Source organism: Candidatus Poriferisocius sp., from assembly GCF_965208355.1.
Taxonomy (GTDB): domain Bacteria; phylum Actinomycetota; class Acidimicrobiia; order Acidimicrobiales; family Bin134; genus Poriferisocius.
In genome coordinates, this window is record NZ_CBDBOM010000003.1 from 2,273,198 (window position 1) to 2,296,027 (window position 22,830).

The 22,830-nt window shown below is 65.5% G+C and carries 24 protein-coding genes; 11 read left to right on the plus strand and 13 right to left on the minus strand.

Translation table 11 applies throughout. The features are described 5' to 3' along the window. The first annotated feature begins 34 nt into the window (after positions 1-34). From cofC to ACOGXH_RS11900, 3 genes are read left to right on the plus strand one after another with little or no spacing between them, the layout of a single operon-like run. Positions 35-610 carry a 2-phospho-L-lactate guanylyltransferase gene (cofC, locus tag ACOGXH_RS11890; protein WP_419929298.1) on the plus strand — a complete coding sequence of 192 codons (576 nt, stop codon included), beginning with the start codon at positions 35-37 and terminating at the stop codon, positions 608-610. Continuing rightward, positions 607-1,335, plus strand: coding sequence for a PIG-L deacetylase family protein (locus ACOGXH_RS11895; protein ID WP_419929299.1), 729 nt, complete (start codon positions 607-609; stop codon positions 1,333-1,335). Before cofC ends, ACOGXH_RS11895 begins: the two co-directional genes overlap by 4 nt. A gap of 22 nt (positions 1,336-1,357) precedes the next feature. After that, entirely contained in the window at positions 1,358-2,329 is a 972-nt protein-coding gene (locus tag ACOGXH_RS11900) for an NAD-dependent epimerase/dehydratase family protein (protein ID WP_419929300.1), read from the plus strand. A 3-nt stretch (positions 2,330-2,332) separates the two neighbouring features. Here the strand turns inward: ACOGXH_RS11900 and ACOGXH_RS11905 are convergent, their stop codons facing one another. Then, complete coding sequence (locus tag ACOGXH_RS11905) at positions 2,333-3,238, minus strand: alpha/beta fold hydrolase (protein ID WP_419929301.1); 906 nt, start codon at positions 3,236-3,238, stop codon at positions 2,333-2,335. A 56-nt stretch (positions 3,239-3,294) separates the two neighbouring features. On the opposite strand from ACOGXH_RS11905, the gene ACOGXH_RS11910 reads away from it, so the two are divergent. From ACOGXH_RS11910 to ACOGXH_RS11925, 4 genes are all read left to right on the plus strand, one after another. After that, positions 3,295-3,939, plus strand: a complete 645-nt coding sequence (locus ACOGXH_RS11910; RefSeq protein WP_419929302.1) for an RDD family protein — start codon at positions 3,295-3,297, stop codon at positions 3,937-3,939. Positions 3,940-3,968: 29 nt separating this feature from the next. Further along, positions 3,969-5,183, plus strand: a complete 1,215-nt coding sequence (locus tag ACOGXH_RS11915) for an RDD family protein (protein WP_419929303.1) — start codon at positions 3,969-3,971, stop codon at positions 5,181-5,183. A gap of 57 nt (positions 5,184-5,240) precedes the next feature. After that, positions 5,241-5,891, plus strand: a complete 651-nt coding sequence (locus ACOGXH_RS11920) for an RDD family protein (protein ID WP_419929304.1) — start codon at positions 5,241-5,243, stop codon at positions 5,889-5,891. 73 nt (positions 5,892-5,964) lie between these two features. After that, the gene (locus ACOGXH_RS11925) at positions 5,965-6,702 is read left to right on the plus strand and encodes an RDD family protein (protein WP_419929305.1); all 738 of its coding nucleotides are present in this window, start codon (positions 5,965-5,967) and stop codon (positions 6,700-6,702) included. 18 nt (positions 6,703-6,720) lie between these two features. On the opposite strand, the gene ACOGXH_RS11930 is transcribed toward ACOGXH_RS11925, so the two are convergent. Genes ACOGXH_RS11930 through ACOGXH_RS11940 form a run of 3 tightly spaced genes read right to left on the minus strand, consistent with a single transcriptional unit; the run spans position 6,721 to position 9,435 of the window. Next, on the minus strand, positions 6,721-7,692 hold the full coding sequence (locus ACOGXH_RS11930) for an LLM class flavin-dependent oxidoreductase (RefSeq protein ID WP_419929306.1): 972 nt from the start codon (positions 7,690-7,692) through the stop codon (positions 6,721-6,723). Positions 7,693-7,697: 5 nt separating this feature from the next. Further along, positions 7,698-8,549: a TIGR03619 family F420-dependent LLM class oxidoreductase gene (locus ACOGXH_RS11935; protein ID WP_419929307.1), complete on the minus strand. Its 852-nt coding sequence runs from the start codon at positions 8,547-8,549 to the stop codon at positions 7,698-7,700. Between the two features lie 43 nt (positions 8,550-8,592). After that, positions 8,593-9,435, minus strand: coding sequence for an SDR family oxidoreductase (locus tag ACOGXH_RS11940; RefSeq protein ID WP_419929308.1), 843 nt, complete (start codon positions 9,433-9,435; stop codon positions 8,593-8,595). An 85-nt stretch (positions 9,436-9,520) separates the two neighbouring features. On the opposite strand from ACOGXH_RS11940, the gene ACOGXH_RS11945 reads away from it, so the two are divergent. Beyond that, positions 9,521-10,327: an SDR family NAD(P)-dependent oxidoreductase gene (locus tag ACOGXH_RS11945; protein WP_419929309.1), complete on the plus strand. Its 807-nt coding sequence runs from the start codon at positions 9,521-9,523 to the stop codon at positions 10,325-10,327. Here the strand turns inward: ACOGXH_RS11945 and ACOGXH_RS11950 are convergent. The 5 genes from ACOGXH_RS11950 to ACOGXH_RS11970 are packed head-to-tail and all read right to left on the minus strand — an operon-like array spanning position 10,324 to position 16,387. Continuing rightward, entirely contained in the window at positions 10,324-11,496 is a 1,173-nt protein-coding gene (locus ACOGXH_RS11950) for an acyl-CoA dehydrogenase family protein (RefSeq protein WP_419929310.1), read from the minus strand. The genes ACOGXH_RS11945 and ACOGXH_RS11950 overlap by 4 nt on opposite strands. 52 nt (positions 11,497-11,548) lie before the next feature. Beyond that, the gene (locus ACOGXH_RS11955) at positions 11,549-13,972 is read right to left on the minus strand and encodes a CaiB/BaiF CoA transferase family protein (protein ID WP_419929311.1); all 2,424 of its coding nucleotides are present in this window, start codon (positions 13,970-13,972) and stop codon (positions 11,549-11,551) included. Positions 13,973-14,006: 34 nt separating this feature from the next. Further along, positions 14,007-14,909: a cyclase family protein gene (locus ACOGXH_RS11960; protein ID WP_419929312.1), complete on the minus strand. Its 903-nt coding sequence runs from the start codon at positions 14,907-14,909 to the stop codon at positions 14,007-14,009. 33 nt (positions 14,910-14,942) lie between these two features. Next, positions 14,943-15,629 carry a hypothetical protein gene (locus ACOGXH_RS11965; protein ID WP_419929313.1) on the minus strand — a complete coding sequence of 229 codons (687 nt, stop codon included), beginning with the start codon at positions 15,627-15,629 and terminating at the stop codon, positions 14,943-14,945. A gap of 20 nt (positions 15,630-15,649) precedes the next feature. Beyond that, positions 15,650-16,387, minus strand: coding sequence for a maleylpyruvate isomerase family mycothiol-dependent enzyme (locus ACOGXH_RS11970; protein ID WP_419929314.1), 738 nt, complete (start codon positions 16,385-16,387; stop codon positions 15,650-15,652). Between the two features lie 47 nt (positions 16,388-16,434). On the opposite strand from ACOGXH_RS11970, the gene ACOGXH_RS11975 reads away from it, so the two are divergent. Next, positions 16,435-16,839: a hypothetical protein gene (locus ACOGXH_RS11975; RefSeq protein WP_419929315.1), complete on the plus strand. Its 405-nt coding sequence runs from the start codon at positions 16,435-16,437 to the stop codon at positions 16,837-16,839. A 20-nt stretch (positions 16,840-16,859) separates the two neighbouring features. On the opposite strand, the gene ACOGXH_RS11980 is transcribed toward ACOGXH_RS11975, so the two are convergent. Then, positions 16,860-18,047 (minus strand): hypothetical protein, encoded by a 1,188-nt coding sequence (locus tag ACOGXH_RS11980; RefSeq protein WP_419929316.1) that lies wholly within the window; start codon positions 18,045-18,047, stop codon positions 16,860-16,862. A gap of 139 nt (positions 18,048-18,186) precedes the next feature. On the opposite strand from ACOGXH_RS11980, the gene ACOGXH_RS11985 reads away from it, so the two are divergent. Next, on the plus strand, positions 18,187-19,005 hold the full coding sequence (locus tag ACOGXH_RS11985) for a formate/nitrite transporter family protein (RefSeq protein ID WP_419929317.1): 819 nt from the start codon (positions 18,187-18,189) through the stop codon (positions 19,003-19,005). A 58-nt stretch (positions 19,006-19,063) separates the two neighbouring features. Then, positions 19,064-19,969, plus strand: coding sequence for an SDR family NAD(P)-dependent oxidoreductase (locus ACOGXH_RS11990; protein ID WP_419929318.1), 906 nt, complete (start codon positions 19,064-19,066; stop codon positions 19,967-19,969). 24 nt (positions 19,970-19,993) lie between these two features. On the opposite strand, the gene ACOGXH_RS11995 is transcribed toward ACOGXH_RS11990, so the two are convergent. Genes ACOGXH_RS11995 through ACOGXH_RS12005 form a run of 3 tightly spaced genes read right to left on the minus strand, consistent with a single transcriptional unit; the run spans position 19,994 to position 22,810 of the window. Then, the gene (locus ACOGXH_RS11995) at positions 19,994-20,587 is read right to left on the minus strand and encodes a TrmH family RNA methyltransferase (protein ID WP_419930372.1); all 594 of its coding nucleotides are present in this window, start codon (positions 20,585-20,587) and stop codon (positions 19,994-19,996) included. Further along, positions 20,556-21,617, minus strand: a complete 1,062-nt coding sequence (locus ACOGXH_RS12000) for an acyl-CoA dehydrogenase family protein (protein ID WP_419929319.1) — start codon at positions 21,615-21,617, stop codon at positions 20,556-20,558. The genes ACOGXH_RS11995 and ACOGXH_RS12000 overlap by 32 nt, the downstream gene beginning before the upstream one ends. Positions 21,618-21,619: 2 nt before the next feature. Next, positions 21,620-22,810, minus strand: a complete 1,191-nt coding sequence (locus ACOGXH_RS12005) for an acyl-CoA dehydrogenase family protein (RefSeq protein ID WP_419929320.1) — start codon at positions 22,808-22,810, stop codon at positions 21,620-21,622. Between the last annotated feature and the right edge of the window lie 20 nt (positions 22,811-22,830).

A 22,830-nucleotide genomic window follows, 5' to 3' on the forward strand; every position in this document is an offset into this window, starting at 1 on the left:
GGTCGACACAGTGGATGGCCGTAGACTCCTGCGGGTGAGACCAGGGCCAACGGTGGCGGTGCTGATCCCGGTGAAGGCCTTTGCGGAGGCCAAGAACCGACTGGCCCCCGCTCTTGGGTCCACCGAACGGGCTGCTCTGGCCCGGGACATGGCCACTCATGTGGTTGAGTCGGCCGCGCCGCTCCCGGTAGCGGTGGTGTGCGATGACCGCGGCGTGCGGGAATGGGCCGACTCCGTGGGCGCTGAGGTGGTGTGGCGCCCCGGCACCGGGCTGAACGGCGCGGTGCGCAGCGGGGTGGATCACCTGAGAGAGGCCGGTTTCGATCGGGTGGTTGTGGCCCACGGAGACCTCCCGCTGGCGGGATCGCTGGCACCGCTGGGCGACTGGCCCGGCATCACCCTGGTGCCCGACCGCCACAACGACGGCACCAACGTGATCGCCCTGCCCGGCGACTGTCCATTCGAGTTCTCCTACGGTCAGGGCTCATTCGCCCGCCATTTGGCCGAGGCCCAGCGGCTGGGACGCAGTCTGCGGATCCTGCGCGACCCGTCGTTCGGATTGGACATCGACCTTCCCGCCGATCTCAAAGAAATGGCTGTGAGGGCGTGAAGTCCCAGGATCTGGCCATCCCCGAGCGGGCGCTGGCCATCGGCGCTCATCCCGACGACATCGAGCTGAAGGCCGGGGCCACCTTGGCCAAGTGGGCCGCCCGAGGCTGTGAGGTGAGCCTGCTGGTGTGTACCGACGGCTCCAAAGGCACATGGAATCCCGATGCCGACCTGGAAAAGCTGGTGGCGGTGCGCCAAGACGAGCAGCGGGAATCGGCTCGGCGGCTGGGCGCAGTGGGCGAAGTGGTGTTTCTGGGATGGGTAGACGGGGAATTGGAGTCGGGTCCAGAATCCCGCCGACAAGTGGCCTCGTGGATCCGGACTCTGCGTCCCAATGTTGTGCTGGGCCACGACCCGTGGCGGCGGTGGCGTCTTCACCCTGATCACCGCCACGCCGGCTGGCTGACCGTCGACGGCATCGTGGCCGCCCGCGATCCGCACTTCTTCCCCGAATTGGGCCTTGATCCCCACCGCCCCGACGCCTTGCTGCTATTCGAGGCCGACGAGCCCGACCACGCCGAGGACACCGCTGGTTTCGAGGCGGTCAAGGCCGGCGCAATCGAGGCCTTCGTCAGCCAATACGAGACCACCTTGGACCTGCCCCCCGACCCCGGCGACGCCGACATGGCCCGACTCCACAAGTGGGTGGCCGACAAGCTGGCCGAGGCAGGAGCCGATGCCGGTTTGGCCTCGGCGGAGCTGTTCAAGCTGATCGACGACCTCTAGCCCCGACCCGTAAGGAACTCCCATGCTGCAAGACCAGAAGATCCTCATCACCGGCATGACCGGCCAGATCGCCCTCCCCATGGCCGCCTACTTGGCCGAGCACAACGAGGTGTGGGGCATCGCCCGGTTCAGCGCCGAGGGCAGCCGGAAGATGGTGGAGGCCGCTGGGGTTCACACCGAGGTTGTGGACATGGCCGACGGGGACTTCTCGATGCTGCCCGACGACTTCGACTATCTGGTCCACATGGCCGCCTTCCAGAGCCAGGGGCTGGACTACGACTGGGCCATCCAGGTGAACGCCGAGGGCACCGGCCTGCTCATGGCCCACTGCCACAGGGCCAAGGCCGCGCTCATCGCCTCAACCTGCTCGGTGTACCACCCCAATCCCGACCCGTGGCACCTCTACACCGAGACCGACCGCATCGGCGACTGCCACGCCGTCCACGCCCCCACCTACTCGATGTCGAAGATCGGCGGGGAGGCGGTGGCCCGAACCATGGCCCGGTCCTTGAACCTGCCCACCACCATCGCCCGCATCAACGCCAGCTATGGGCCCAATGGCGGGCTGCCGGTGTACCACATGGACTGGCTGATGAGCGACCAGCCGATCCGGCTGCGGGCACCGGCGCCCTCGCCCTACTCCCCCATCCACCAAGACGACATGAATGCCCAGGTGGAGCCGCTTCTAGCCGCGGCCTCGGTGCCGGCCACGGTGGTCAACTGGGGTGGGGACGAGCACGTCAAGGCCGAAGACTGGGTGATGCTGCTGGGCGAGCTGTCGGGCAAGATGCCCGAGGTCATATACGACTCCTTCCCCGGATCCCAGCCCGGTTCGGGGGCCGATCCGGCCAAGCGGATTTCGCTCACCGGCCCGTGCCAGGTGAGCTGGCGAGACGGCCTGGCCGGGGTCTACGAAGTCCGCTATCCCGGTGGCCAGCCGGCACCCGGCATCGGCGGCTTCGAGCGGCTGAGCGCGGCCTACGGCAACGACTGACTTCTAGCTGAGTCGGGAGGCCAGCAGGCGGGCCAGCTCTCGCGGCTGGTCGCCTTGGATGCTGTGGCCCGCATCGGCCACCACCACCACTTCGGCATCAGGCTGGCGCCGTAGGAGCTCATCCACGTCCTCGTCGCCCACCACCCCTGAATCCGCTCCCCGGTACAGCACCACCGGGCAATTCAGCGCATCCACTGCGGTCCACAGGTCGGAGAACTCGGGGCTGCCCGCGGTGGGTTTGTCGGGATCAGTGAGCTTCCAGTCCCGCACCGGGTCCCACCGCCAGGTCCAGCTGCCATCTTCCTGCTCGAAGGCGTTGTGGATGATGCCCCGCCGCAGGGATGACTCGGTGCGGGTTGGGTTGAACTCCATGGTCCGGCCCAAGATGTCGTCGAAGCTCTCGAAGGTCTGAGGCCCGGAAATGAACTCCACGATGGGCTCGGCTTTGGCGTGGTCGGTGCCGGGGGTCACATCCACCACCGCCAGGGAGGGCACCAGCTCAGGGTGACGGGCCCCAAGGCAAATTGCGGTCAGCCCCCCTAACGACATGCCCACGACGAGCTCGGCCTGCGGGGCCAATTCCCGGATGGCCACCGCTATGTCGTCGGCCATCGACGGCGGCCAATAGTCGTGCTCAGGGCGCCAGTCGGAGTGCCCGTGGCCGGGCAGATCTATGGCCACCGCAGGCTCCCCCAGCGCCAGCACCACCGTGTCCCAGGTGTGGGCGTTCTGAGCGCCCCCGTGGATGAACACCACCCGGGCCGGGGCATCCCCCCACACGATGGCGCTCAAGCCGAGTCCACCGGGCAGTTCCACCCGGCGACGCTTCACTGGAGGCGGCCCGTCCCAGCCGAGCCCCACCTCAGAGGCGTTGTCCGCCAGCATGGAGAACTCGTCATAGCCCGTCATCCCCATCACCCTGCCGGTGCAGGAATGTCGCTGCCAACTACTAACGTGACGTCTACATGAGCGTTTCGTCCTGGGAGCCGGATCCCACTGGCCGCCACCAGTACCGCTGGTTCGATGGTGAACAGTGGACTGATCAAGTAGCCGACGACGGTGTGCAGTCGGTTGATCCAATCACCCCTGGCGAAGCGGACCTTCCCCGCGAAGCGCCTCCATTGCCGCCTCCGCCTCCAGGCTCGGTACCGGGAGTGCCAATGCCCCAACCTGGGTCTGAGACCCCCGACCCTCTGTCGATGCTGGCGTCGAGGAAACGGCGCCTCGGTGCCCGATTGCTCGAAATTCCACTGGCAATCGTCACCCTGGGTATTGGCTACCTCATCTGGTCGCTCATCGTCTTTGCCCGAGGTCAAACCCCGGCCAAACAATTGCTAAGGATGCGAGTCGTGCGGTTGGAGGAGCGGAGGAACGCTCACTGGGGATGGATGGCGTTGCGGGAGTTGGTGCTGCTTGGCGCGATCGGAACTTTCCTTGATTTGATCTTCCTTGGCCTCAGTTTGCTGTGGATCTTGGCCAACGGAGTCTCTCTGCTGGCCAGCAACAGGAAGCAGGCACTGTGGGACATGATGCTAAAGACAGTGGTGGTTCACGATCCTGACTACCACTTCGACCGTTCCCGCCGGTCACGGAATCGAACCAGCGGCTAAGTGGACCATTTGTCTCCCCCATCTGAACTGTGAGCAACCCAGCCTGGCTTCCTGACCCCACCGGTCGTCATCAGTACCGATGGTGGGACGGCGACCAGTGGACCCACCATGTGGCCGATGACGGGGTTGCCAAGAGCGACCCGGCAACCAGCCTTGGCCAGTTGTCCGCTCCCACAAACCCGCAGGAAGCGGAATCCGGCCAAATAGAACTTTTGGGCCGAAAGGCCTACCTCGGCGATGGCCGCACAGTGACGCTAGCCAGCCCTGGTGCCCGTCTGGGCGCCTGGATGGTCGACGGATTTGCCATCGCCTTGTTCTCGCTTCCCTTCATTATTCCGTTGATCTTTTTGATGGATTTCTCGGACGACTCGGAGGAACTAGATCTGAGCTGGGGCGATTTCTTGAGCACTTTCACCGGCCCCCTCTGGCCTTCCTCAAGTGGAGAATGGCTCATCTTCCTCGCAGTGATATTGGTCACTTCGGTCTACTGGGTGGCCTTCACCGCAACCAAAGGTCAGACGTTGGGCAAGATGGCCGCGGGAATTCAAGTCGTCAGAGTTGAAGACTGCTGCGTTCCCGGGTTCAAGAGGGCCGTTCGCCGGTGGGCTATACCCGGTCTCTTGGGACTGATCCCGTTTATTGGACTACCGCTCAGTTACCTCTGCTATCTGTCGTTGACGTGGCGTCGTGATCGTCAAGGGTGGCATGACTCCTATGCCGGCACGGTCGTGGTGCGCATTGATCGTTCTGCCACCAAGAATGCGCGTTGGGCTAGGACCGGACATGGCCGAACTGTGCTTCTCGCCACTCCCGGGGCGCGGCTCGGAGCCCGCCTCATCGACTTTGAGATCATTTCGACCGCTTGGTTGATCGTGCTCCTCGGGGTTATCTCGTCCACGACAGAGCAGGAGCTCGAGGACCTGGGGGCATCCATCCTCTTGATCCTGATATTGCCGCCGCTTGTTGGGGGACTCCTGTATGAGGTGGTGATGATCGCCATCCGAGGCCAAACACTTGGGAAGATGGCATTGGGAATCAAGGTGATTCGATCCGGCGCCGGTACGAATCCTGGACCGGCGAAATCGCTGGGCCGCTGGGCCCTTCCCAACTTGATCCTGATTATTCCATTGGTCGGGTGGTTGATCTCATTGCTTTGCTATGTCTCCCTGACTTGGGGAAAGGACCGCCGAGGGTGGCACGACAGTGCCGCTGGCACCATCGTTGTGGTGAAGCAATCCCAATGAATAACTGCCTTGCTGACGGGTGCCTAGTCGACGTCTCGCCACTAGCCTGATTTCGCAATGAGCGTTTCGTCCTGGGAACCCGATCCCACGGGCCGCCACCAGTACCGCTGGTTCGATGGCGAGGAGTGGACCGACCAAGTGGCCGACGACGGCGTGCAGTCGGTCGATCCAGTCAGCACCGATGAGGCAAAGCTTCCCCGGGAGGCACCCCAGCCAGCACCACCTCCTTCTCCATCTCCGGATCCTTCCGAGGAATACAACGAGGGCGAACCCGACACCGCGCTGCCCGAGCTGTCGGTAATGCTGGCTTCCAGGGGTCAGCGTCTCGGCGCCTTCTTGCTTGAGCCACTTTTGGCTGCCGTCACTTTGGTTATCGGCTGGCTGATCTGGTCGCTGATCGTCTACTCCCGAGGCCAGACCCCCGCCAAGCAGGTACTCCAATTGCGGGTGATCCGGATTGAAGACCATCGGGCAGCCGAATGGAGGTGGATGGCCCTGCGCGAACTGGTGTTGAAAATTGCGGTCATTGTGTTCCTGGGCGGGGTCTTCTTGTTGGGCTTCATCTGGGCAATAGTCAATGGAATCGTCATGCTGAACAACGACCGAAGTCAGACGCTGTGGGACAAGATGCTCAAGACCGTGGTCATAAGCGACCCCGACCACCGCTTCAAGCCTGTTCCCCGGCCGCGACAAATGTCGGACAGCTAATCCAACTGCCACGCTCCCGGCGGTCAACTGAACCGCGGGTTCATGATCGGCCACCAGATAGCCTGACCTCCGCATGAGCGACCCTGCCTGGGAGTCGGACCCCACAACTCGCCACGAGTACCGCTGGTGGAATGGCGAAAAGTGGACAGAGTACGTGGCCGACAACGGCGTCCAATCTTTGGATCCCCTCACCGGGGCGGAGAATCTGAAGCCCCCTGTCAGCCGACCCAACCCGCCGCCACCCAGTTCCTCCGATGAAGGCGTGCCTGATTCTCAGCCATCCCAAGAGCTGGCTACACGCTTTGCTCGCCTCGCTGCTCGGTTCGTCGATGGGATCATCTTCTTGGCGTTATTTGTCGCCTTGTTGTTTGCCCTTCACGCCATGGACGTCAAGCCGATTCCCTTCGACGAGATTTCTGACTCCGATACCGCCGAAGAGTTCTTTGATCACTTGGATGACTATTCGGAGGATCTAAACAACTTCTCCAACTGGCTGTTGCTCACCGCCGTGGCGGCCCTCTATGAGATTGCATTCATAGCCGTCAAGGGTCAAACACCGGGGAAAATGGCTACCAGAATTCAAGTGGTCCGAGCCGAGGACCTCTTCCAACCCGAATGGGGCCGACCACCGAGTTGGGGACAGTCTTCGGTTCGCTGGGGACTGCCCTTCGTATTGGGACTTCCTGCGTTTTACATCCCGTTGGTAGGTCAAGTCTTGTCCTTCCTTTGCTACCTCTCCCTGACGTGGGACCGCGACCGGCAAGGGTGGCACGACAAGGCGGCGAGAACTTTCGTCATCAAGAAGCCGTAGATCCAGTCTTCTGGGCGTTCAAGCGGTTTGCGCCGAGCCGGAAAGCTTCCGCTTGAGCTGCTCTATCAGTTCGCCGTGCAATTCGAGTTGGTCGCGGATGTAGCCGGGGGACAAGCCGACAACGTGGATGCGGATGTTGATGGTGTCGGTGCCGGTGGCGGCCATCTCGGCATGCAGTTGGTCGGCGGCCTCGGCGCCGTTGGCGGCCAGCACGGTGTTGGCGCCTTGGTCCCAGCGGGCCATGGTGCCCTCGGTGGTGTAGGTGCGGTACAAGTCGAGCTGGTTGTCGACCGCCTCGCCGGGAGGGCCGCCGATCCACACCCGGCGAATCAGGATCTTGGGCCCGGTTCCTCCGGCCTCGTCGTAGGCGTCGGACAGGGCCCGCACATGTTCGACTGCTTGGAGGCTGTCGTAGAGGATGCCCAGGTCGAGGCGGGCCGCCCGGCGGACGGCGGCTAGCGACTGAGCGGCGGCCACCATGGGCACCGGGTGGTCGGCACAGGCAGCAATGGCTCGGTCGTCGGCCAGCGGACCGTCGGCTTCGCCCCGCAGCGCGGCCACCACGAGGGGCAACGCCTGCTTGAAGCGCGGGGTGATCTCGTCGAACGGCACCTCGGCCAGTTCGAAGTCCACCGGCAGCGCCCCGGATGCGAATCCCGCCCCCACCCGACCCGGAAAGGCAGCCGCCAGCCAGGCCACCTCTTCGGCGATGAGCGCGAAGGGCTTCATGGGCAGCAGTAGCGGGCAGGGCGCGGCCCATCCGGATGGCATGGCCGCCAGCAAGAACCCGGCCATCTGTTGGGGGCTGGGAAAATAGCCCGGGAAGCCAGCATGGTGCTCCGAAACCATGACGCCGTCGTAGCCCACCTCCACCGCCCGCCGAGCCAACCCGCGAACCTCGTCCAACTGCTCGGCGGCCGGACCGTCGTGGGGGTACAGCCGCAGCGACAACGAGCCCTTGGCCAGCGGGGGTGCGGTCTGAGCTGACATGGACCTCAGCGCCGGATGAAGGCGTCGGCGAAGCGGCCCAGGGCGTCCCGCTTGGCCTCGATGGAGGCGCAGGACGGGTCGCCGGGGTACCAGGGCATGGCGATGGTGGATGTGACCCCGTGCTCGTTCATCTTGTCGTGCAGCCGGGGTGACGGGTCGGCGTTGGGGATGACCATCGTCTCGAAGGGACCGTCCTCTTTACCGGCTTCTTTGCGCAGCTCGCTCAGCCGGTCGAGCAACTGGTGGATCTCGGGCAGGTCGTAATTCATGCCCACCCAGCCGTCGTTGCACACCGCCCGGGCCAACGCGGCCTCCGACTTGCCCCCCACCCAGATGGAGACCGGAGCTTCGGGCTTGGGGTACACCCCGGTGGGACCGAAGTCGAAGAACTCGCCGTGGAACTCCGCGGTGCCGTCGCGCCAGAAGCGACGGCAGATCTCGATCATCTCATCGGTGCGCCGCCCCCGGGTGCGGGGGTCGGCTCCCAGCAGCTCGATCTCCTCTCGCAGCCAGCCCACTCCTATGCCCAGCCGGAGCCGGTTGCCCGACAACAGCGACAGGGTTGCCACCTGGCTGGCCACCGAGAACGGGTCGCGCATGGGCAGGATGTACACGTAGGTGAGCACCTCCAGCGATGTGGTGGCGCTGAGCATGGCCGACGCGGTTATCAGAGGGTCGGCAAACGGCGAGGTGTGGTCGAACGGGTTCTCCCCCGACGGGTGTACCGAGGCGAACCCGGCGGGCACGGCCACGTGGTCGGCAAGGGCCACCCCGGTGAACCCCTCTGCCTCAGCGGCCTGGGCGATGTCCACCAGTTGGTCGGTCTCCTCGAACATCACCGCGGCGTAGTACTTCACTAGTTCTCCCCTCGCATCGCGCCTGCTGCCTTGCCCCCGCCGATCAGGCTTCGGGCAGAGCGCCCAGCATCACATCGGGGCCGAGTGCCGGGGCGATGAACGGCCCGAAGTCGGGGCCCCGCCGCAGGCTGTGGCCGCCGTCGACGTTGATGCATTGCCCGGTGATCCACCGGGACTCCGGCCCGACCAGGAACCGGGCCAGATGGCCCACGTCCTCGGGCTGGCCCACATCGGCCATGGGGGTGTTGACGATGTAGCTCTCGTACACGTCGCCGTCGCGGGGGATGCCCTCCATGATCTCGGTGGCGATGAATCCGGGGCGGATGGCGTTGAAACGGATATTGGCCGGACCGTACTCGTCGGCCGCGTTGCGCATCATGGCCTCGATGCCCGCCTTGCCGGGGGTGTAGGCCCCGAAATAGGGGTGGGTGATCTGGCCGGCGATCGACGACATGCCCACGAACGACCCGCCCCCGGCGGCTCGCATCAGGGGCACCGAGTGCTTGATGGAGAGCATGGTGCCCAGCACGTTGAGGTGCAGCACCCGTAAGAACTCGTCGGTGTCCTGCACATGGTAGGGACCCATGCCCCCGCCGCCCCCGGCGTTGGCCACCACGCCGTTCAGCGTCCCGGTGGGCTCGGCCGCGGCAGCAATGGCGGCGGCAACGGAAGCCTCGTCGGTCACGTCGGCCACCACATAGGCCACGCTGCCGCCGTTGGCCGCTACCTTCTCGATGCGCTCGGCCGAGTCGGCCAGCTTCGACTCGGTGCGTCCGCAAATGGTGACCGCGGCCCCGTCGGCGGCCAGCGCCGCCCCACAGGCGTGGCCGATGCCCGTGCCCCCACCTGTCACCAGCACTCCGTATCCCTTCACGCCATCTGCCATGATTGCTCCCTGATGAGTCGCACGGGGCTGTTTGCCTTGTGCGGTTGATTGATCTCAGCAGCCGCAAAGGTAACAGGAGGATCTGATGAAGGCAGACGCGCTGGACGCATTCCGGCTGGACGGCAAGGTGGCGGTGATCACCGGAGCGGCTTCGGGCATCGGGGAGGCAACAGCCGAGTTGTTCGCCGCGGCCGGGGCCAAAGTGGTGTGCGGCGACCTCGACGTCGAAGGGGCGGAGAACACCGTCAAGCGGATCCGCGAAGACGGTGGCGAGGCCACCGCCCAAGCCTGCAACGTGACCTCCCGTGATGAGGTCGAGGCGCTTGTGGCCCGTGCAGTGGACGCTTACGGCGGTCTGGACATCATCGCCAACATCGCGGGTGCAATGTTCCCCGGTTTGATCGAAGACCTCACCGACCAGGACATCGACGCCGGCATCAACCTGAACCTCAAAGGGGTGCTCTACGGCTGCCAGGCCGCGGTCAAAGCAATGAAGGACGACGGCGGCGGGGTGATCTTGAATATCTCGTCAGGGGCCATCGACCTGGCCTACGAGGGCATCGGGGTATATGCCTTCACCAAGGCGGCCGTGGCCATGCTGGGCCGCACAATGGCCCTTGAAGTGGGCCGCTACGGCATCCGGGTGTGCACCCTGGCGCCGGGCAGCACTCTGACCCCCTTCACCACCTGGCGCCTCCACAACGACGACGGAACTCTCAACCAAGAGGCCTACGACGAGTTCTTGGACTACGCCCGAGACCTGTCCCCCATCGGCGCCCTCGGAGAGTCCATCGACCAGGCCTACCTCATGCTCTACCTGGCCTCAGATGCCGGCAAATTCGCCACCGGCAACGTCTTCCGCTCCAACGGCGGCCAGACAACAACCTTCTAACGGGGAGACCGAGGCAAGCCCATCCCCGCGGTGGCGATGATGTCCCTCTGAACTTCGTTCACTCCCCCGCCAAAGGTGCCCACCGGCGCCCCTCTATAGGCCCGCTCAAGTTCCCCCGCGAGCACCGCCTCCGGAGACCCCTTCACCAAGTACGACCGCTGCCCTAGCACCTCCATGAGGGACTGGAACGACTTCACCTTCAGCTCGGTGCCGAACACCTTCATGGCCGAGGCATCTGCCGGCTTCAGCTCGGTGTCCTCCAGCGCGGTGGCCACCTTCCAGTTGTACATCTTGAGCGCCTCGTTGCGGGCGTACACCTCGGCCAGGGCGAGGCGCACCCACTCCTGGTCGATCACTCGTCGCCCGTCGTCCAGGGTGGTCTGGCGGGCCCAATCCACGACTCGGCGCAGCGGTCCGTCGATGTTGCCCGCGGGGGCGAGGCCCACCCGCTCATGGTTGAGCTGGGCGGTGATGAGCTTCCACCCTCCGTTAACCTCTCCGATGCGGGCCCAGTCGGGCACCCGGATGTCGTTGTAGTAGGTGGCGTTGGTATGGCCCCCGCCAAGGAGCCAGATGGGAGTGTGGCTGAAACCGTCCAGGGTGGTGTCCACCGCGAAGATGGTGATGCCCTTGTGCTTGGGCACGTCGGGATCGGTGCGGGTGGCCAGCCATATCCAGTCCGACTCGTGACCCCCGGTGGTCCAGATCTTCTGGCCGTTGATGATCCACTCGTCGCCGTCGCGCACCGCCTTGGTCTTGAGCGAAGCCAGGTCGGTGCCCGCGGTGGGCTCGGAGTAACCGATGGAGAAGTGCAGCTCGCCGGCCAGGATCTTGGGGAGGAAGAACGCCTTCTGCTCCTCGGTGCCGTAGACGTTCAGGGCCGGTCCTACCGTGTTTAGGGTCACAAACGGCAGGGGCACTCCGGCCCGGTTGGCCTCCTCGAAGAAGATGAGCTGTTCCAGCGGGGTGTAGCCCTGCCCGCCCCACTCCTTGGGCCAGCCCACGCCAAGCCAGCCGTCTTTGCCCATTTGGCGGACGGTCTCCCGGTATACCTGTCCCGCTCGCCTGCCTTCCATGGCGTCCCGCCGCTCGGGGGTCATCAGGCTTTCGAAGTAGGCCCGCAGAGTGCCTTGCAGTTCGAGCTGGCTCTCGGTGAGATCGAGGAACATCGACGGCCACCCTATTCCCAGCGAAACGCCGAGCCTCAGCCGGGTGGGTCGATCAGCCCCAAGCGGTGGGGCGGGTGCCGATTACCTTGGCCTCGGCCAGGCGGGCGATCTCGGCCTCGTCGAGGCCGAGCACGGCACCCAAGATCTCCTCGTTGTGCTCTCCCAGAGTGGGGGCGGGGCGGCGAAGCCGGTGGTATTGGCCGTTGAACCGGCCGGGGAAGCTGGGATAGGGCACTCGCCCTACCACCACGTGGTCCATCCACTGTTGGTGGCCCCGAGCGACGAGTTGGGGATTGTCAATCGACACCCGGCCATTGATGACCGGGGCGGCGGGCACGCCGGCGTCCAGCAGTTCGGAGACCACGTCGTCACGATTTCGGCCCGCCGTCCAGCTGCCGATAGCGGCGTCGATCTCGTCGTGGTGGTTCTGGCGATCAGCCCGGCTCGCCCACCCAACCCAATCGTCGTGTCCGATCAAGGCCGCCAGTGCGGGCCATTGGGAGTCCTCGTCGACGGAGATGACAACCCATTGATCCTGCCCCTCGGCGGCATAGATGCCCTGGGGCGCGGCATAAGGAGAGCGGTTTCCCTGGCGTTGGAGGAGCTGGCCGTAGGCCGTCCACTCGATCACTTGTTCGGCGGCCGCGTTCAGACCGGCCTCGATCAGCGGGACCTCCACCAAGATCCCTTCGCCGGTCTGGGCCCGGTGCTCCAGGGCCAGCAGAGTGGCGAACACTGCGTGCATTCCGCCCAATTGGTCGCACATCCCCCGGGGAACCAGCGGGCGACTATCGGGATCTCCGGTGAGGAAGGCCAACCCGCTGGCCTGCTCGATGGTCATGGCGAAACCGGTGCGGTCACGCCACGGCCCGGTCAGGCCGAAGGCCGGCATCCGCACCATGATGGCGTTGGGGTTCAGCCGGTGGACCTCTTCCCAGTCCAAACCGAAGTTCTCCACCACCCGGGGGGAGAAATTCTCGATCACGATGTCGGACATCTCGATGAGCCGCTTCACCTGAGACCGGCCATCGTCGCTGGACAAGTCCAGCGTCACCGACCGCTTGCCGGTGTTGGCCCCGTGGGTCACCGGGCTCCACTCCCACAAATTGTCTCGTTTGAGTCCGCTGGCATAGCGCATGCCGTCACATCGCTGGATGGACTCCACTTTTATGACGTCGGCGCCCAAAGCAGAGAACAGGCACGACGCCACCGGCCCGGCCCAGAACGTGGCCAGATCGCAGACCCGGAGCCCTGCCAGGGGCAGCGACGGCTCCGTGCGAGCGGATAGCGGATTCGAGACTCGACTCGCTTCGCCATGGGCCCCCAGCAATTCATCGTCGGCCTCGCCCAAGGCGGGCGCAGGCGGGACCGGGCGGGCCGGACGGCTGCTGAGCTGGTACGGCACTCGAGGCTGGGTGAACCCTCCGGGATTTTCTACGTATACGCCCCGCTCGGCGAAGTGATCGATCTGGGCCACCCGGCTGCCGTCGCCGATGGGAGCCACCGGCACCCGCAACAAGGTGGCCTTCTCCACGATCTCATCCACGGTGTGGGCCTTGGTATAGCGGGCGATGCGGCTCCACACCTCGTCGCGGTTGTCCATCCGCCCGTCTCCGCTGGACAGCCTCGCATCTTCGGCCATTTCGGGGTCGTCGATGACCACGCAGAAGTCCTTGAACTGCTGGCCGGTGATGGTGCAAAAACCCACCCATCCGTCTTTGGCCTGCTCCACGGAGGGGACCTCGATGGAGCGGGTAGAACCGGTGCGGGACTCGGGGGCATAGGCGGCGTAAAGGTGGGCATAGACGATGAAGCTGGTGGTCATGGCCTCGTAGGCCGAGATGTCCACATGCTCGCCTTGGGCGTTGTCCCGCCGGGCGGCCATCAGCGCGGCCAGTCCCAGCGCCCCGGCGTTGGCTGCCGTTAGGAAATCCCCCAGCCTGCCCCCCACTCCCAGGGGCAACTCTCCGGGAATACCACGGCTGTGGGTGGAGCCCACCCAGGACTGGAGGGTGAACTCGTTGGCCGGGCGCTGGTCCCATGGTCCCCCTCGACCCCACGGCGAGATCGACAGCATCACCAGAGACGGGTTGACTTCGGTCAGTACGGCGTGGCCCAACCCCATCGACTCGACTGCTCCGGCACCCAAGTCCTCAATGACGAGATCGGCGGAGGCGGCCAGCGACCGGAACCGGTCCCGACCCACAGGGTCGTCCAGGTCGATCACCGTGCTGCGTTTACCGGCGTTGAGGAACTGGAAGAAGGCGCCGTCGCCAGAGTCGCCGCCCGCGGGCGATCCCGATGCCGACCACGACCGCAGCCCATCGCCGCCGGGAGGCTCGACTTTGATCACCTCGGCGCCGGCGTCGGCGAACAGCTTGGCGGTGTAGGCCCCGCCGATGGTGCGGGTGACTTCCAGCACCCGAACCTGGTCCAGCACCGCCCCCTCGGGGGTGCCCAGCAGTTGGCCGGCCATCTTCGCCGCCTAAGCCCTTGACACCGACTGGCGTCTAGCCGATGACCACTGGGTTGATCGGGCTGCCGGTGGCCCCGGTCACATTCAGCGGTGACACGGTCATGAAGCCCTCGTGGCAACCGTCGGCAGCCATCTCCGAGAAGTTCAAGAACTCCAGCATGTAGATGCCCGCGCCCACCAAGAGAATTTTGTGAACGGTGAGGAAGTCGTTCTCGTCGAATGGGATGACTTCGATGGCCGCGTTGTCGGACCCCACGGCCACCACATCGTTGGCCATCAGCCACTCGGCCCCGTCGTTGTTGATGCCGGGCTGGGCGAAGGGCTGCTCGGCGGCGGGGTCGGCCTCAATCGACCACCACATGTCCAAATAGCCGGTGCGGATCAACACGATGTCGCCCGCTCGCACCGGGGTGCCCTGGGCGTCGGCGCAGGCGGCCAGATCGGATCCGCTGATCGGCGTGCCTGCTTCCAGCCAATTGTCGGCCCCCATGTGGGCCACCATGTCCAACAGCACGGCCCGCCCCGCGATGGCGCCCACCTTCTCAATGCCCAGCCGCGAGGCTCCGGTGTGGGTCTTCATGGCCTCTTTGGAGAAGCCGTTGTAGTGCTGATTTTGGCCGTACACGTGGCACAGAGCGTCCATGTGGCTGGTGGTGTGGGAGGCGAACACCAGCACGTCTTCATGCGCCCCGGTGCCGGCGTGGCAACCGTAGGCCTCGTAGATGCCCTCGTCGGAGGCGTTCTGGAGGGTCAGGCGCATGGGCGTTCCCCGGTAGTCCATGATGGGCACCCCCTGTGACTGAATCGGAATACCCAGCGGGTACACCTTGCCGGTGGTGATCGAGGCACTGGCCTCCTTCACAACGTCGGGGGTGAGCAGGTTCAGCGCCCCTCGCTCGTCCTCGTCGCCCCATCTTCCCCAGTTGTTCTCAGTCATGCGGGGAACTCTAGTGACAGTGATGGTGACCGGTCACTCTTGCGAGGTAGACGGCGGGTTCATCCCGAGATCCCCTAGGCGCCGCTCCACCAGTGCCATCATGCCGGGAAAGCCGGGGATGCGGCGCAAGCGGCGGTCGAGGTACAAACCCACGCCCAGGATCGTGGCAATCGATGCTCCCCAGTTGACTCCCAGGCGTATGAGCACGAACTTGTTTATTGAGGCGTTCTGAAGCAACCAGATGTCGAAACCGACGCTGGCGAACACGATCAACGCCACTGCGACGGAGACCCGCCGGGTAGCGGCTCGATATTCCGGGTGGGATTTGGTGTCGCGGTCGATAGGCACGAGATAGGGCAGGGCGTAGCCGGTGGCGTTGCGCCTCATGGCCGCCGACACCAGCAGAGCCAGCGCGGCCAGCGCCTTGGCTCCGATGCCGATGCCGAAGTACACGTCCTCGCTGTCGTAGATGATGCCCAGCGTGCCCCGGATCAGCAGGTACACCACGATGATCGGCATCACCCGCCCCAGCGGCAGGCCCCGCCGGTACCGGCTGACCTGGGCTTTGACGGCCCACAGCGTCATGGCGGCAATGGCAGGGACCAAACCGAACGCGCTGTTGAGCACCAGAAACAGCACGATGGGCATGTACTGGTCGAACACATCGGTCCGGGTGGGAACCGACGGCATCGGCGTCGGTGGGGATGTGTTGTCGTCCATGACCAGGTTGCTCGTTGGCTCTAGCGGGACAGGGCGAACCAGGCTTGGGCGGCGTTGGCGTCGCCAAAGGTCTCCACGCCGGGGCTGTCCAGTCCGATGCGCTCCCACACCAGCAACAGCAGGTCGGTTCCGCTGGCCCGCACCGCGGCGTCGCCCTTGGCGTGCTCGAAGCTCATCTTGATACGGCCGCCGTCGTTGACCAGCAGCCACTCACCGTCACCGTCTGTGCGGTGCAGATGCAAGCTGGCGTCGGGCAGGGTCATGTCCCAGTTGGCCACCGCAAACGGCAGCACCACTTCGTACAGCTCGCTCACCCCGTCGGCCCCCAGTTCGGAGTCGATTGGTCCGGGAGCTCCGAAGGCTGCCTCGGCGTCCCAGCGGTGCACCGCGGTTTCGTGGGCCATGCGGCGGAAATAGAAGGCCATGGTGTTCTGCCCGGCCCAGCTCCACACCGCCTCGTCGGGATCGGCCCCATCGAGCGCTTCCTGCACGAACCGGTGTCCCTCCTCGAACCAGTCCACGATGGCGTCGCCCTCGGGGGGACGGGGAATCTCGTCGGCGGGGATCATCTCGGTGGCCCGCTCGGCCACATGGCGCCCCACCGATCGGTACACCCGGCCCACGTGGGCCAGCAGCTTGTGCACGGTCCAGCCGGGGCACGACGGCACGATCACGTCGATGTCCCGGCGGCCGGCGGCGGCAATGGCCTCGCCGTCGGATCGCAGAGCTTGCTGATAGACGGCTCGGTCGATGCTCATGGCGCGACGGTACCAACCCCAACCAGGCCGACCACTAAGTTGAGCCCATGATCGAAGCCAATTGGGACCTCGACACCTTCCGGGTTTTCCTCCACATCCTGGGCGCTGCGGTGTGGGTGGGAGGCCAAGTCATCGTCGCCGCTTTGGTGCCGGCCCTGCGCCGGATTGGTCCCGAGGCCACCCAGGCCGCCGCCCAGCAGTTCGCCCGAGTGGCGTGGCCATTCTTCTGGCTCGCGGTGTTGTCAGGACTGTGGAATCTGCTCGAGGTGGAATTCGACGACGCCGCCAACAGCTATCACATCACCCTCACCATCAAGATCGTGCTGGTGATTGCTACAGGGGTAACCGCTTGGCTGCATACCAAGGCCACCGACCGCCGTCGCATCGCCATGATGGGCTCCCTGTCGGGCGTGGCCTCAATTGCCGCCGTGCTGGTGGGCGTGGCGCTGTAGAGCACCCCCACGCTCCTGTCTCAGAACTCGAAGTCTCCGAAGATCTCGGGGAGTGTGAGGTCGAATCCCACTTCGAAGGCCGCCCGAGCCCCGAACAGGGAGTCCATCGCAGCACTGGCCATTTCGTAGGCGGCCCGGATCTCCACCAGAGCCGTCGATCCGACTACTGCTCGGGCTTCGATCAAGGCGTCGGCAGCCACCGCCCGGTTCTCCACCAGCAAGGCATCGACCGCGTCGCACGCGGCCTGAGCCCGGCGCCGGAACTCCTTGGCCTCGATGACCACGTCTCGGGCGGCGTCGTAGACGTCTGCGGGGGTTTCAGAGTCGCTGAACGAATAGGCCAGAGCCGATGCAGAGTGGACATCGTCGGCGCCGCCGCGTTCGCCGGCGGCGGCTTGGATCTCGAAGACGGTCGCGGTGGCCGCGGCTAAATTTGTCCGGGCCTCGGCCAAGGCCCCCCACAGCTCGTCGGCAATCTCGGCGTTGTATGCAGTACGGGTTACCGCCAGCGTGGTCAGAGCCGAGCGAAACTCGCCGATGGAAGTCGCCCGGATGTCGTCGGCCACCGCGGCTTTCAAGTCGGCGGCCAGCGCAGTTTGCGCCGCGGCCAGCGAATCCTTGAGATAGGCGATTCGGGCATTGGCCAGCAGGATTAGCGCCTCATCAACCGCTCGATAGGCGGACCGGGCCCCCGCCAGCACCGAAAGAGTGTTGGCCATCTTTCCGTAGCCGGCTTCGTCGGAGTCCGAATCGACTTCCCTCTCCCGCTCCTCCACCAGGGCAACCAGAGCACGGGCCAGGTGGCCGGAGAACGCGGTGTCTTCGTTTTCGCTCTCGTCCACGTCATCGGCCTCGGTGGCTCCCGCGCCGACGATGGCGCTGCTGGGCGTGTCGGGGGCGGCGAAGGCGGCGGTCACCTCGGCCAGCGTGCTGCGGGCGGCGTCGGCATAGGCGGCAACTGCCCCCTTGGCCCGCAAGGCCTCGGCCATGGCCATGACCGCGGCCTTGTCGGCGTCGTGGGCCGAGGCGGCGGCCTCATCATTCCAGCCGGTGATGTCTGAGAAGAACCTGGCCCGCTGGGCCGCATCGGCCGCCTCCCCGATATGAGCGCAAGAACTGCGCAATGCCTCAACCGCTCCGGCGTAATACCGGGAGTCAGCGACGACACCTCCGGCCGAAAACTCCGTGCCTGCTACCGGCTCAGTCATGGCCTACACGGTAGTTGGAACTGCCAAGAGAATTGGGCAGAGCGAGACGACTTGATGCTGTCAATTGCATGCGCCACCCCAGGGGAACCGAAATAGTACGGTTTGATCCAATCGGAACCGGGGACGGGGGAGCGGGAACATGTCAGAAGCCTTGACGCCGGAGGAGATTGCCCGAAAGATCAAGCGGGCCGGAATCGGCAAGGCCCAGTTCGACTTTACCCAGACCTCCATCCTGGGAATCATGGCCGGGGCGTTCATCGGCCTGGGCGGCGTGTTCGCCCTCACCATCGCGGTCAGCCCGGAGCTGGGAACCGGACCAGCCCGACTGCTCATCGGGGTGGGCTTCTCGCTAGGGCTGTTCTTGGTGGTGGTCACCGGATCGGAGCTGTTCACCGGCAACAACCTGATGGTGGCCAGCTTCTTCAGCCGCCGCATCAGCGGCCCCGAGCTCACCCGCAACTGGGCTCTGGCCTTTGTGGCCAACCTGGTCGGCTCGCTGGTGATCGTGTTCCTGCTTTACTACAGCCGGTGGTGGGCCCAAGCCGACTACGCCTTCTCGGTGCGCACCATCCAGATCGCCAACGACAAGGTGAACCTGTCGTTCGGCACTGCGTTCGTGCGGGGGCTGCTGGCCAACATGCTGGTGTGTCTGGCGGTGTGGATGGCGGTGGCCGGCCGTTCCCTGGTGGACAAGATGATCGGGATCCTTCTGCCCATCACCGCCTTCGTGGCCGCCGGCTTCGAGCACAGCATCGCCAATATGTTCTTCTTGCCGCTGGGCTGGCTGGTGTCCACCGACGCCGAGGCCCTGGCCGCCGCCGGACTCGCCGCCGATCAAGTCGACCGCCTCAACTTCGGTTGGGTTACCCATAATCTCGTCGCCGTCACCCTCGGCAACATCGTCGGCGGCGCCCTCGTCGGCCTCACCAACTGGACTGTCTACCTAAGACGGCAGTAGCGCCATCCAAGTAGCCCCGTCTCAATAGGCCGCTACATCTCGCGGCTACCCTGCGGCCATGAGCAAGAGGCTTGATGGCAAGGCGGCGATGGTGACGGGGGCGGGTAATGGTATTGGGCGGGCTATTGCGCTCTTGTTGGCCGAGCACGGGGCCCAGGTGGTGGTGAATGATCTGGGGACCGACGAGGCGGGCAACGGGGCCGATGATTCTCATGCGGCTCGGACGGTGGCCGACATCGAGGCCGCCGAAGGGACTGCGGTGGCCAACCACAGTGACGTGGCCACCTTCGAGGGGGCCGGTGAGGTGGTGCAGCAGACGGTGGACGCCTACGGGCGCATCGACATCGCGGTGAACTGCGCGGGGGCGGCCATCGAGGGATCGATATACGAGATGGCGCCCGAGCTGTACCACAAGACCATCGCCTTGCAGATGTCCCAGAAGTGGTTCATCGCCCGCCACGCCGTGCCGCAGATGGTGGCCCAAGGCTGGGGCCGGGTGGTGAACACCACCTCGCACGGGGCGCTGGGCGACTTGGGCCAGCCGGCGTTTGCGGCGGCCATGGGCGGGGTGATCTCCATGACCAAGGCCCTGGCCACCGAGACGGCGGGCACCGGGGTGACGGTGAACTGCCTGGCCCCGGGAGCAGCCACCCGGCTGCACGCCAAAACACACGACGACTTCAAGGCCTGGCACGAGCAGGGCATCATCGACGACGAGATGTGGCAGAGCTACCTCACCACTCCCCCGCCCGAGTACGTGGCCCCCGCGGTGGTATGGCTGTGTACCGACGCGGCCGACTACGTGAGCGGCCAGGTGGTCCACGCGGCCGGCGGCCAGGTGGCGGTGTGGAACGAGCTCCGGGAGGAGCGGGCCATCTACCGGGGCGACCACGCCCAGGTCGATCCCTGGACCCTGGACGAGCTCGACCACCTGTTCCCCCGCAACATGCTGCCCCGGCCCTGAGGCCGGGTGGGGCCGCTCTAGCAGCTAGAGGGCGTGCTGGCAGACCCAGCGATGCATGGCAATGCCGGACGCCACCCCGGCGTTAATGGAGCGGGTAGAGCCGAATTGGGTGATGGCCAACACCGCCTCGCAGGCCTCCACCGCCTCGGGCGACAGGCCGGGGCCCTCTTGGCCGAACAGCAGTACGCAGCGCTCGGGCAGCGAGTAGCACTCGATGGGCTCGGTGCCGGGACCGTTGTCAATTCCCAAAATCGGCAGCTCGGCCTCGGCGGCCCAGGCCACGAGATCATCCAGCTCGGGGTGGTGCAGCACGTGCAGGTAGCGGTCGGTGACCATGGCCCCCCGGCGATTCCAGCGCCGCTTGCCCACGATGTGGACTGCGGCGGCCCCGAAGGCGTTGGCGTTGCGAACCATGGTCCCAATGTTGAGGTCGTGCTGCCAGTTCTCCACCGCTACGTGGAACCCATGGCGGCGGTCGTCCAAGTGGGCCACGATGGCCTCGTGGCGCCAAAAGCGGTAGGCGTCCACCACGTTACGGGTGTCGCCTCCCTCGATCAGCTCGGGGTCGAGATGGGGCGGAAGCCGCTCAGCCCAGCGGCGCGGGGTGCCCAAGTGGATCCGCTCCCACCAAGTTGGCAATTCGATCGGCGTGGCGGTCCAGCGATCCGAATTGCGGTGTGAGCGCCCAAGCCCGCTTGAGGTAGAGGTGGGCGTCGATCTCCCAGGTAAAGCCCATGCCCCCGTGGACCTGCACGCAGTCCTTGCCGTTGTGGTCGGCGGCCTCCGCGGCCAGGATGCGGGCCCCCGACACCGCCCGGACCAATTCCTGATGCTCGCGGTCACCCAACGTGTCGCCGAGTTCAATCGTGCAGCCCTCGAAGTAGAGATAGCCGCGGGGATCGGCAGGCAGGCCGGGGCCGTGGGTGACGTCCATCACGCAGCCGGCGTAGTACAGGGCGGCCCGGGCCACCTCTTCCCGGCTGTACATGTCGGCGCACTTGTGCTTGATGGCCTGGAACTGGCCGATGGGCTTGCCGAACTGCTGGCGCTCTTGGGCATAGGCCACGGCCAACTCCCGGGCTCCTGTGGCCAGGCCCACTTGGAGGGCCGAGTTCAAGAACACCGCTCGGTTGGCCCAGCCGTAGCAGAAGTCCATCAACTGTTCGCCTTGGGGCAGCAGGTCCACCCGCCCCACCGGAGTGAGCGGGTCCACCGATTGAGCCGCCTCCACCGACAACTCTGAGGCGTCCACCCGCCACACCCCATCTCGATCGAGCACCAGCAGGGCGTCGATCACGTCCGGGTACTCCACCAAGGCGGGCCCATAGGGACGCTCCATGAAGCCGACCACCGCATCATCGATTACATCAGCGGCCAGCAGCGTGCCCACCAGCGGCCCGGGAACCAGAGCCCGTCCCAACTGCTCGAACACCAGGCCAGCCTCGGCCCAACCCAGTCCGACCCCGCCCTCGTCCTCGGGTACAACTAGCGAGAACACCCCGGTGTCGGCCAGCTCAGACCACAGTTGGCGGTCGACCCCGCCGCAGTCGGCCAGACCCCTCACGGTGTCGATGTCGAAGCGGCCCTGGCACAGATCCCTGATGCCATCGCACAGCGCCACCTGGTCTTCGGAGAGCTCAAAATCCATGCCTACCGCTCCTTGGGCAAGCCCAGAATGCGCTCACCGATGATGTTTCGTTGGATCTCAGAGGTGCCCGCGGCAATCGACAGGCTGAGCACGTAGAGCCGGCCGGCCACCATGTCGCCCCCGGTCTGCTCGTCACCGGACTCGGCAAACACTAGGGCCTCCCGCTCCAACATGCGGTGGGCCAAGTCGGCCATGCGCTTCTTGACGTCGGCGTAGTAGAGCTTGAACACCGAGCCGCCCGGTCCGGGCATCCCGGTGCGCTGGGCTTGCGACACCACTCGCTTGGTGAGCGCCCAAAGGGCGTCGTATTCGGCTTGAAGGCGGCCGATCTCCCGGCGAATTTCGTCGTCGTCCCACGCCGATGATCCATTGCGAGAAATGTTGCGGGCAATGTCAGCCATCTCGGCCAGTTGGTTCATCGTGCCCAACAGCTCGCTGATGAAGGCTGTTCCCCGCTCAAAGCTGAAGGTGACCATGGCCACCCGCCAGCCGTCGTTCTCGTCGCCCACCCGGTTCTCCACCGGGATGCGGACCTCGTCGAAGAACACTTCGCTGAACTCGCTGGAACCGGCCACGGTGGTGATGGGGCGGACCTCGATGCCGGGCAGGTCCATGGGGCAGATCAGCCAGGTGATGCCCCGGTGCTTGGGGGCTTCTTGGTCGGTTCGCACCAGGAGCTCGCAGTAGTCGGCCACGTGGCCGAATGATGTCCAGATCTTCTGGCCGGTAACAACGTAGTGGTCGCCGTCGCGGATGGCCCGGGTGGACAGCGAGGCAAGGTCGGACCCGGCGTTGGGCTCGGAGAACCCCTGGCACCACACTTCTTCGCCCTTCAACATGGCGGGCAAGTGGCGGGCCTGCTGTTCGGGGGTGGCCTCAAGAATGAGGGTCGGTCCGGCGTGGAGTTGGCCGACAAAATTCATCCCCACATAGGGGGCACCCATCCGAGTGGTCTCCTCCAAGAAGATGAGGTGTTCGGTTGGCGTAGAGCCCCGGCCCCCGAACTCGGAGGGCCAGTTGATGCCCGCATACCCAGCGTCGTACAGCATCCGCTGCCAGCCGGTGTCCCATGCCCGACGAGCAGCCCAATCGTCGCTGGCCGGCGGGTCGCCCAACGTGGGCAGCACCTCCTTGAGCCAGTGGCGCAACTCGTCGCGGAACGCGATCTCCTCTTCGGAAAATCGGATATCCATCGGCAGCGATGGTACCTAGC

Coding starts and splice junctions, on each gene's coding strand:
- ACOGXH_RS11900 (WP_419929300.1), top strand. CDS start 1,358: ATGCTGCAAGACCAGAAGATCCTCATCACCGGCATGACCGGCCAGATC.
- ACOGXH_RS11905 (WP_419929301.1), bottom strand. CDS start 3,238: ATGACGGGCTATGACGAGTTCTCCATGCTGGCGGACAACGCCTCTGAG.
- ACOGXH_RS11910 (WP_419929302.1), top strand. CDS start 3,295: ATGAGCGTTTCGTCCTGGGAGCCGGATCCCACTGGCCGCCACCAGTAC.
- ACOGXH_RS11920 (WP_419929304.1), top strand. CDS start 5,241: ATGAGCGTTTCGTCCTGGGAACCCGATCCCACGGGCCGCCACCAGTAC.
- ACOGXH_RS11925 (WP_419929305.1), top strand. CDS start 5,965: ATGAGCGACCCTGCCTGGGAGTCGGACCCCACAACTCGCCACGAGTAC.
- ACOGXH_RS11930 (WP_419929306.1), bottom strand. CDS start 7,692: ATGTCAGCTCAGACCGCACCCCCGCTGGCCAAGGGCTCGTTGTCGCTG.
- ACOGXH_RS11940 (WP_419929308.1), bottom strand. CDS start 9,435: ATGGCAGATGGCGTGAAGGGATACGGAGTGCTGGTGACAGGTGGGGGC.
- ACOGXH_RS11945 (WP_419929309.1), top strand. CDS start 9,521: ATGAAGGCAGACGCGCTGGACGCATTCCGGCTGGACGGCAAGGTGGCG.
- ACOGXH_RS11950 (WP_419929310.1), bottom strand. CDS start 11,496: ATGTTCCTCGATCTCACCGAGAGCCAGCTCGAACTGCAAGGCACTCTG.
- ACOGXH_RS11955 (WP_419929311.1), bottom strand. CDS start 13,972: ATGGCCGGCCAACTGCTGGGCACCCCCGAGGGGGCGGTGCTGGACCAG.
- ACOGXH_RS11960 (WP_419929312.1), bottom strand. CDS start 14,909: ATGACTGAGAACAACTGGGGAAGATGGGGCGACGAGGACGAGCGAGGG.
- ACOGXH_RS11965 (WP_419929313.1), bottom strand. CDS start 15,629: ATGGACGACAACACATCCCCACCGACGCCGATGCCGTCGGTTCCCACC.
- ACOGXH_RS11970 (WP_419929314.1), bottom strand. CDS start 16,387: ATGAGCATCGACCGAGCCGTCTATCAGCAAGCTCTGCGATCCGACGGC.
- ACOGXH_RS11975 (WP_419929315.1), top strand. CDS start 16,435: ATGATCGAAGCCAATTGGGACCTCGACACCTTCCGGGTTTTCCTCCAC.
- ACOGXH_RS11980 (WP_419929316.1), bottom strand. CDS start 18,047: ATGACTGAGCCGGTAGCAGGCACGGAGTTTTCGGCCGGAGGTGTCGTC.
- ACOGXH_RS11985 (WP_419929317.1), top strand. CDS start 18,187: ATGTCAGAAGCCTTGACGCCGGAGGAGATTGCCCGAAAGATCAAGCGG.
- ACOGXH_RS11990 (WP_419929318.1), top strand. CDS start 19,064: ATGAGCAAGAGGCTTGATGGCAAGGCGGCGATGGTGACGGGGGCGGGT.
- ACOGXH_RS12000 (WP_419929319.1), bottom strand. CDS start 21,617: ATGGATTTTGAGCTCTCCGAAGACCAGGTGGCGCTGTGCGATGGCATC.
- ACOGXH_RS12005 (WP_419929320.1), bottom strand. CDS start 22,810: ATGGATATCCGATTTTCCGAAGAGGAGATCGCGTTCCGCGACGAGTTG.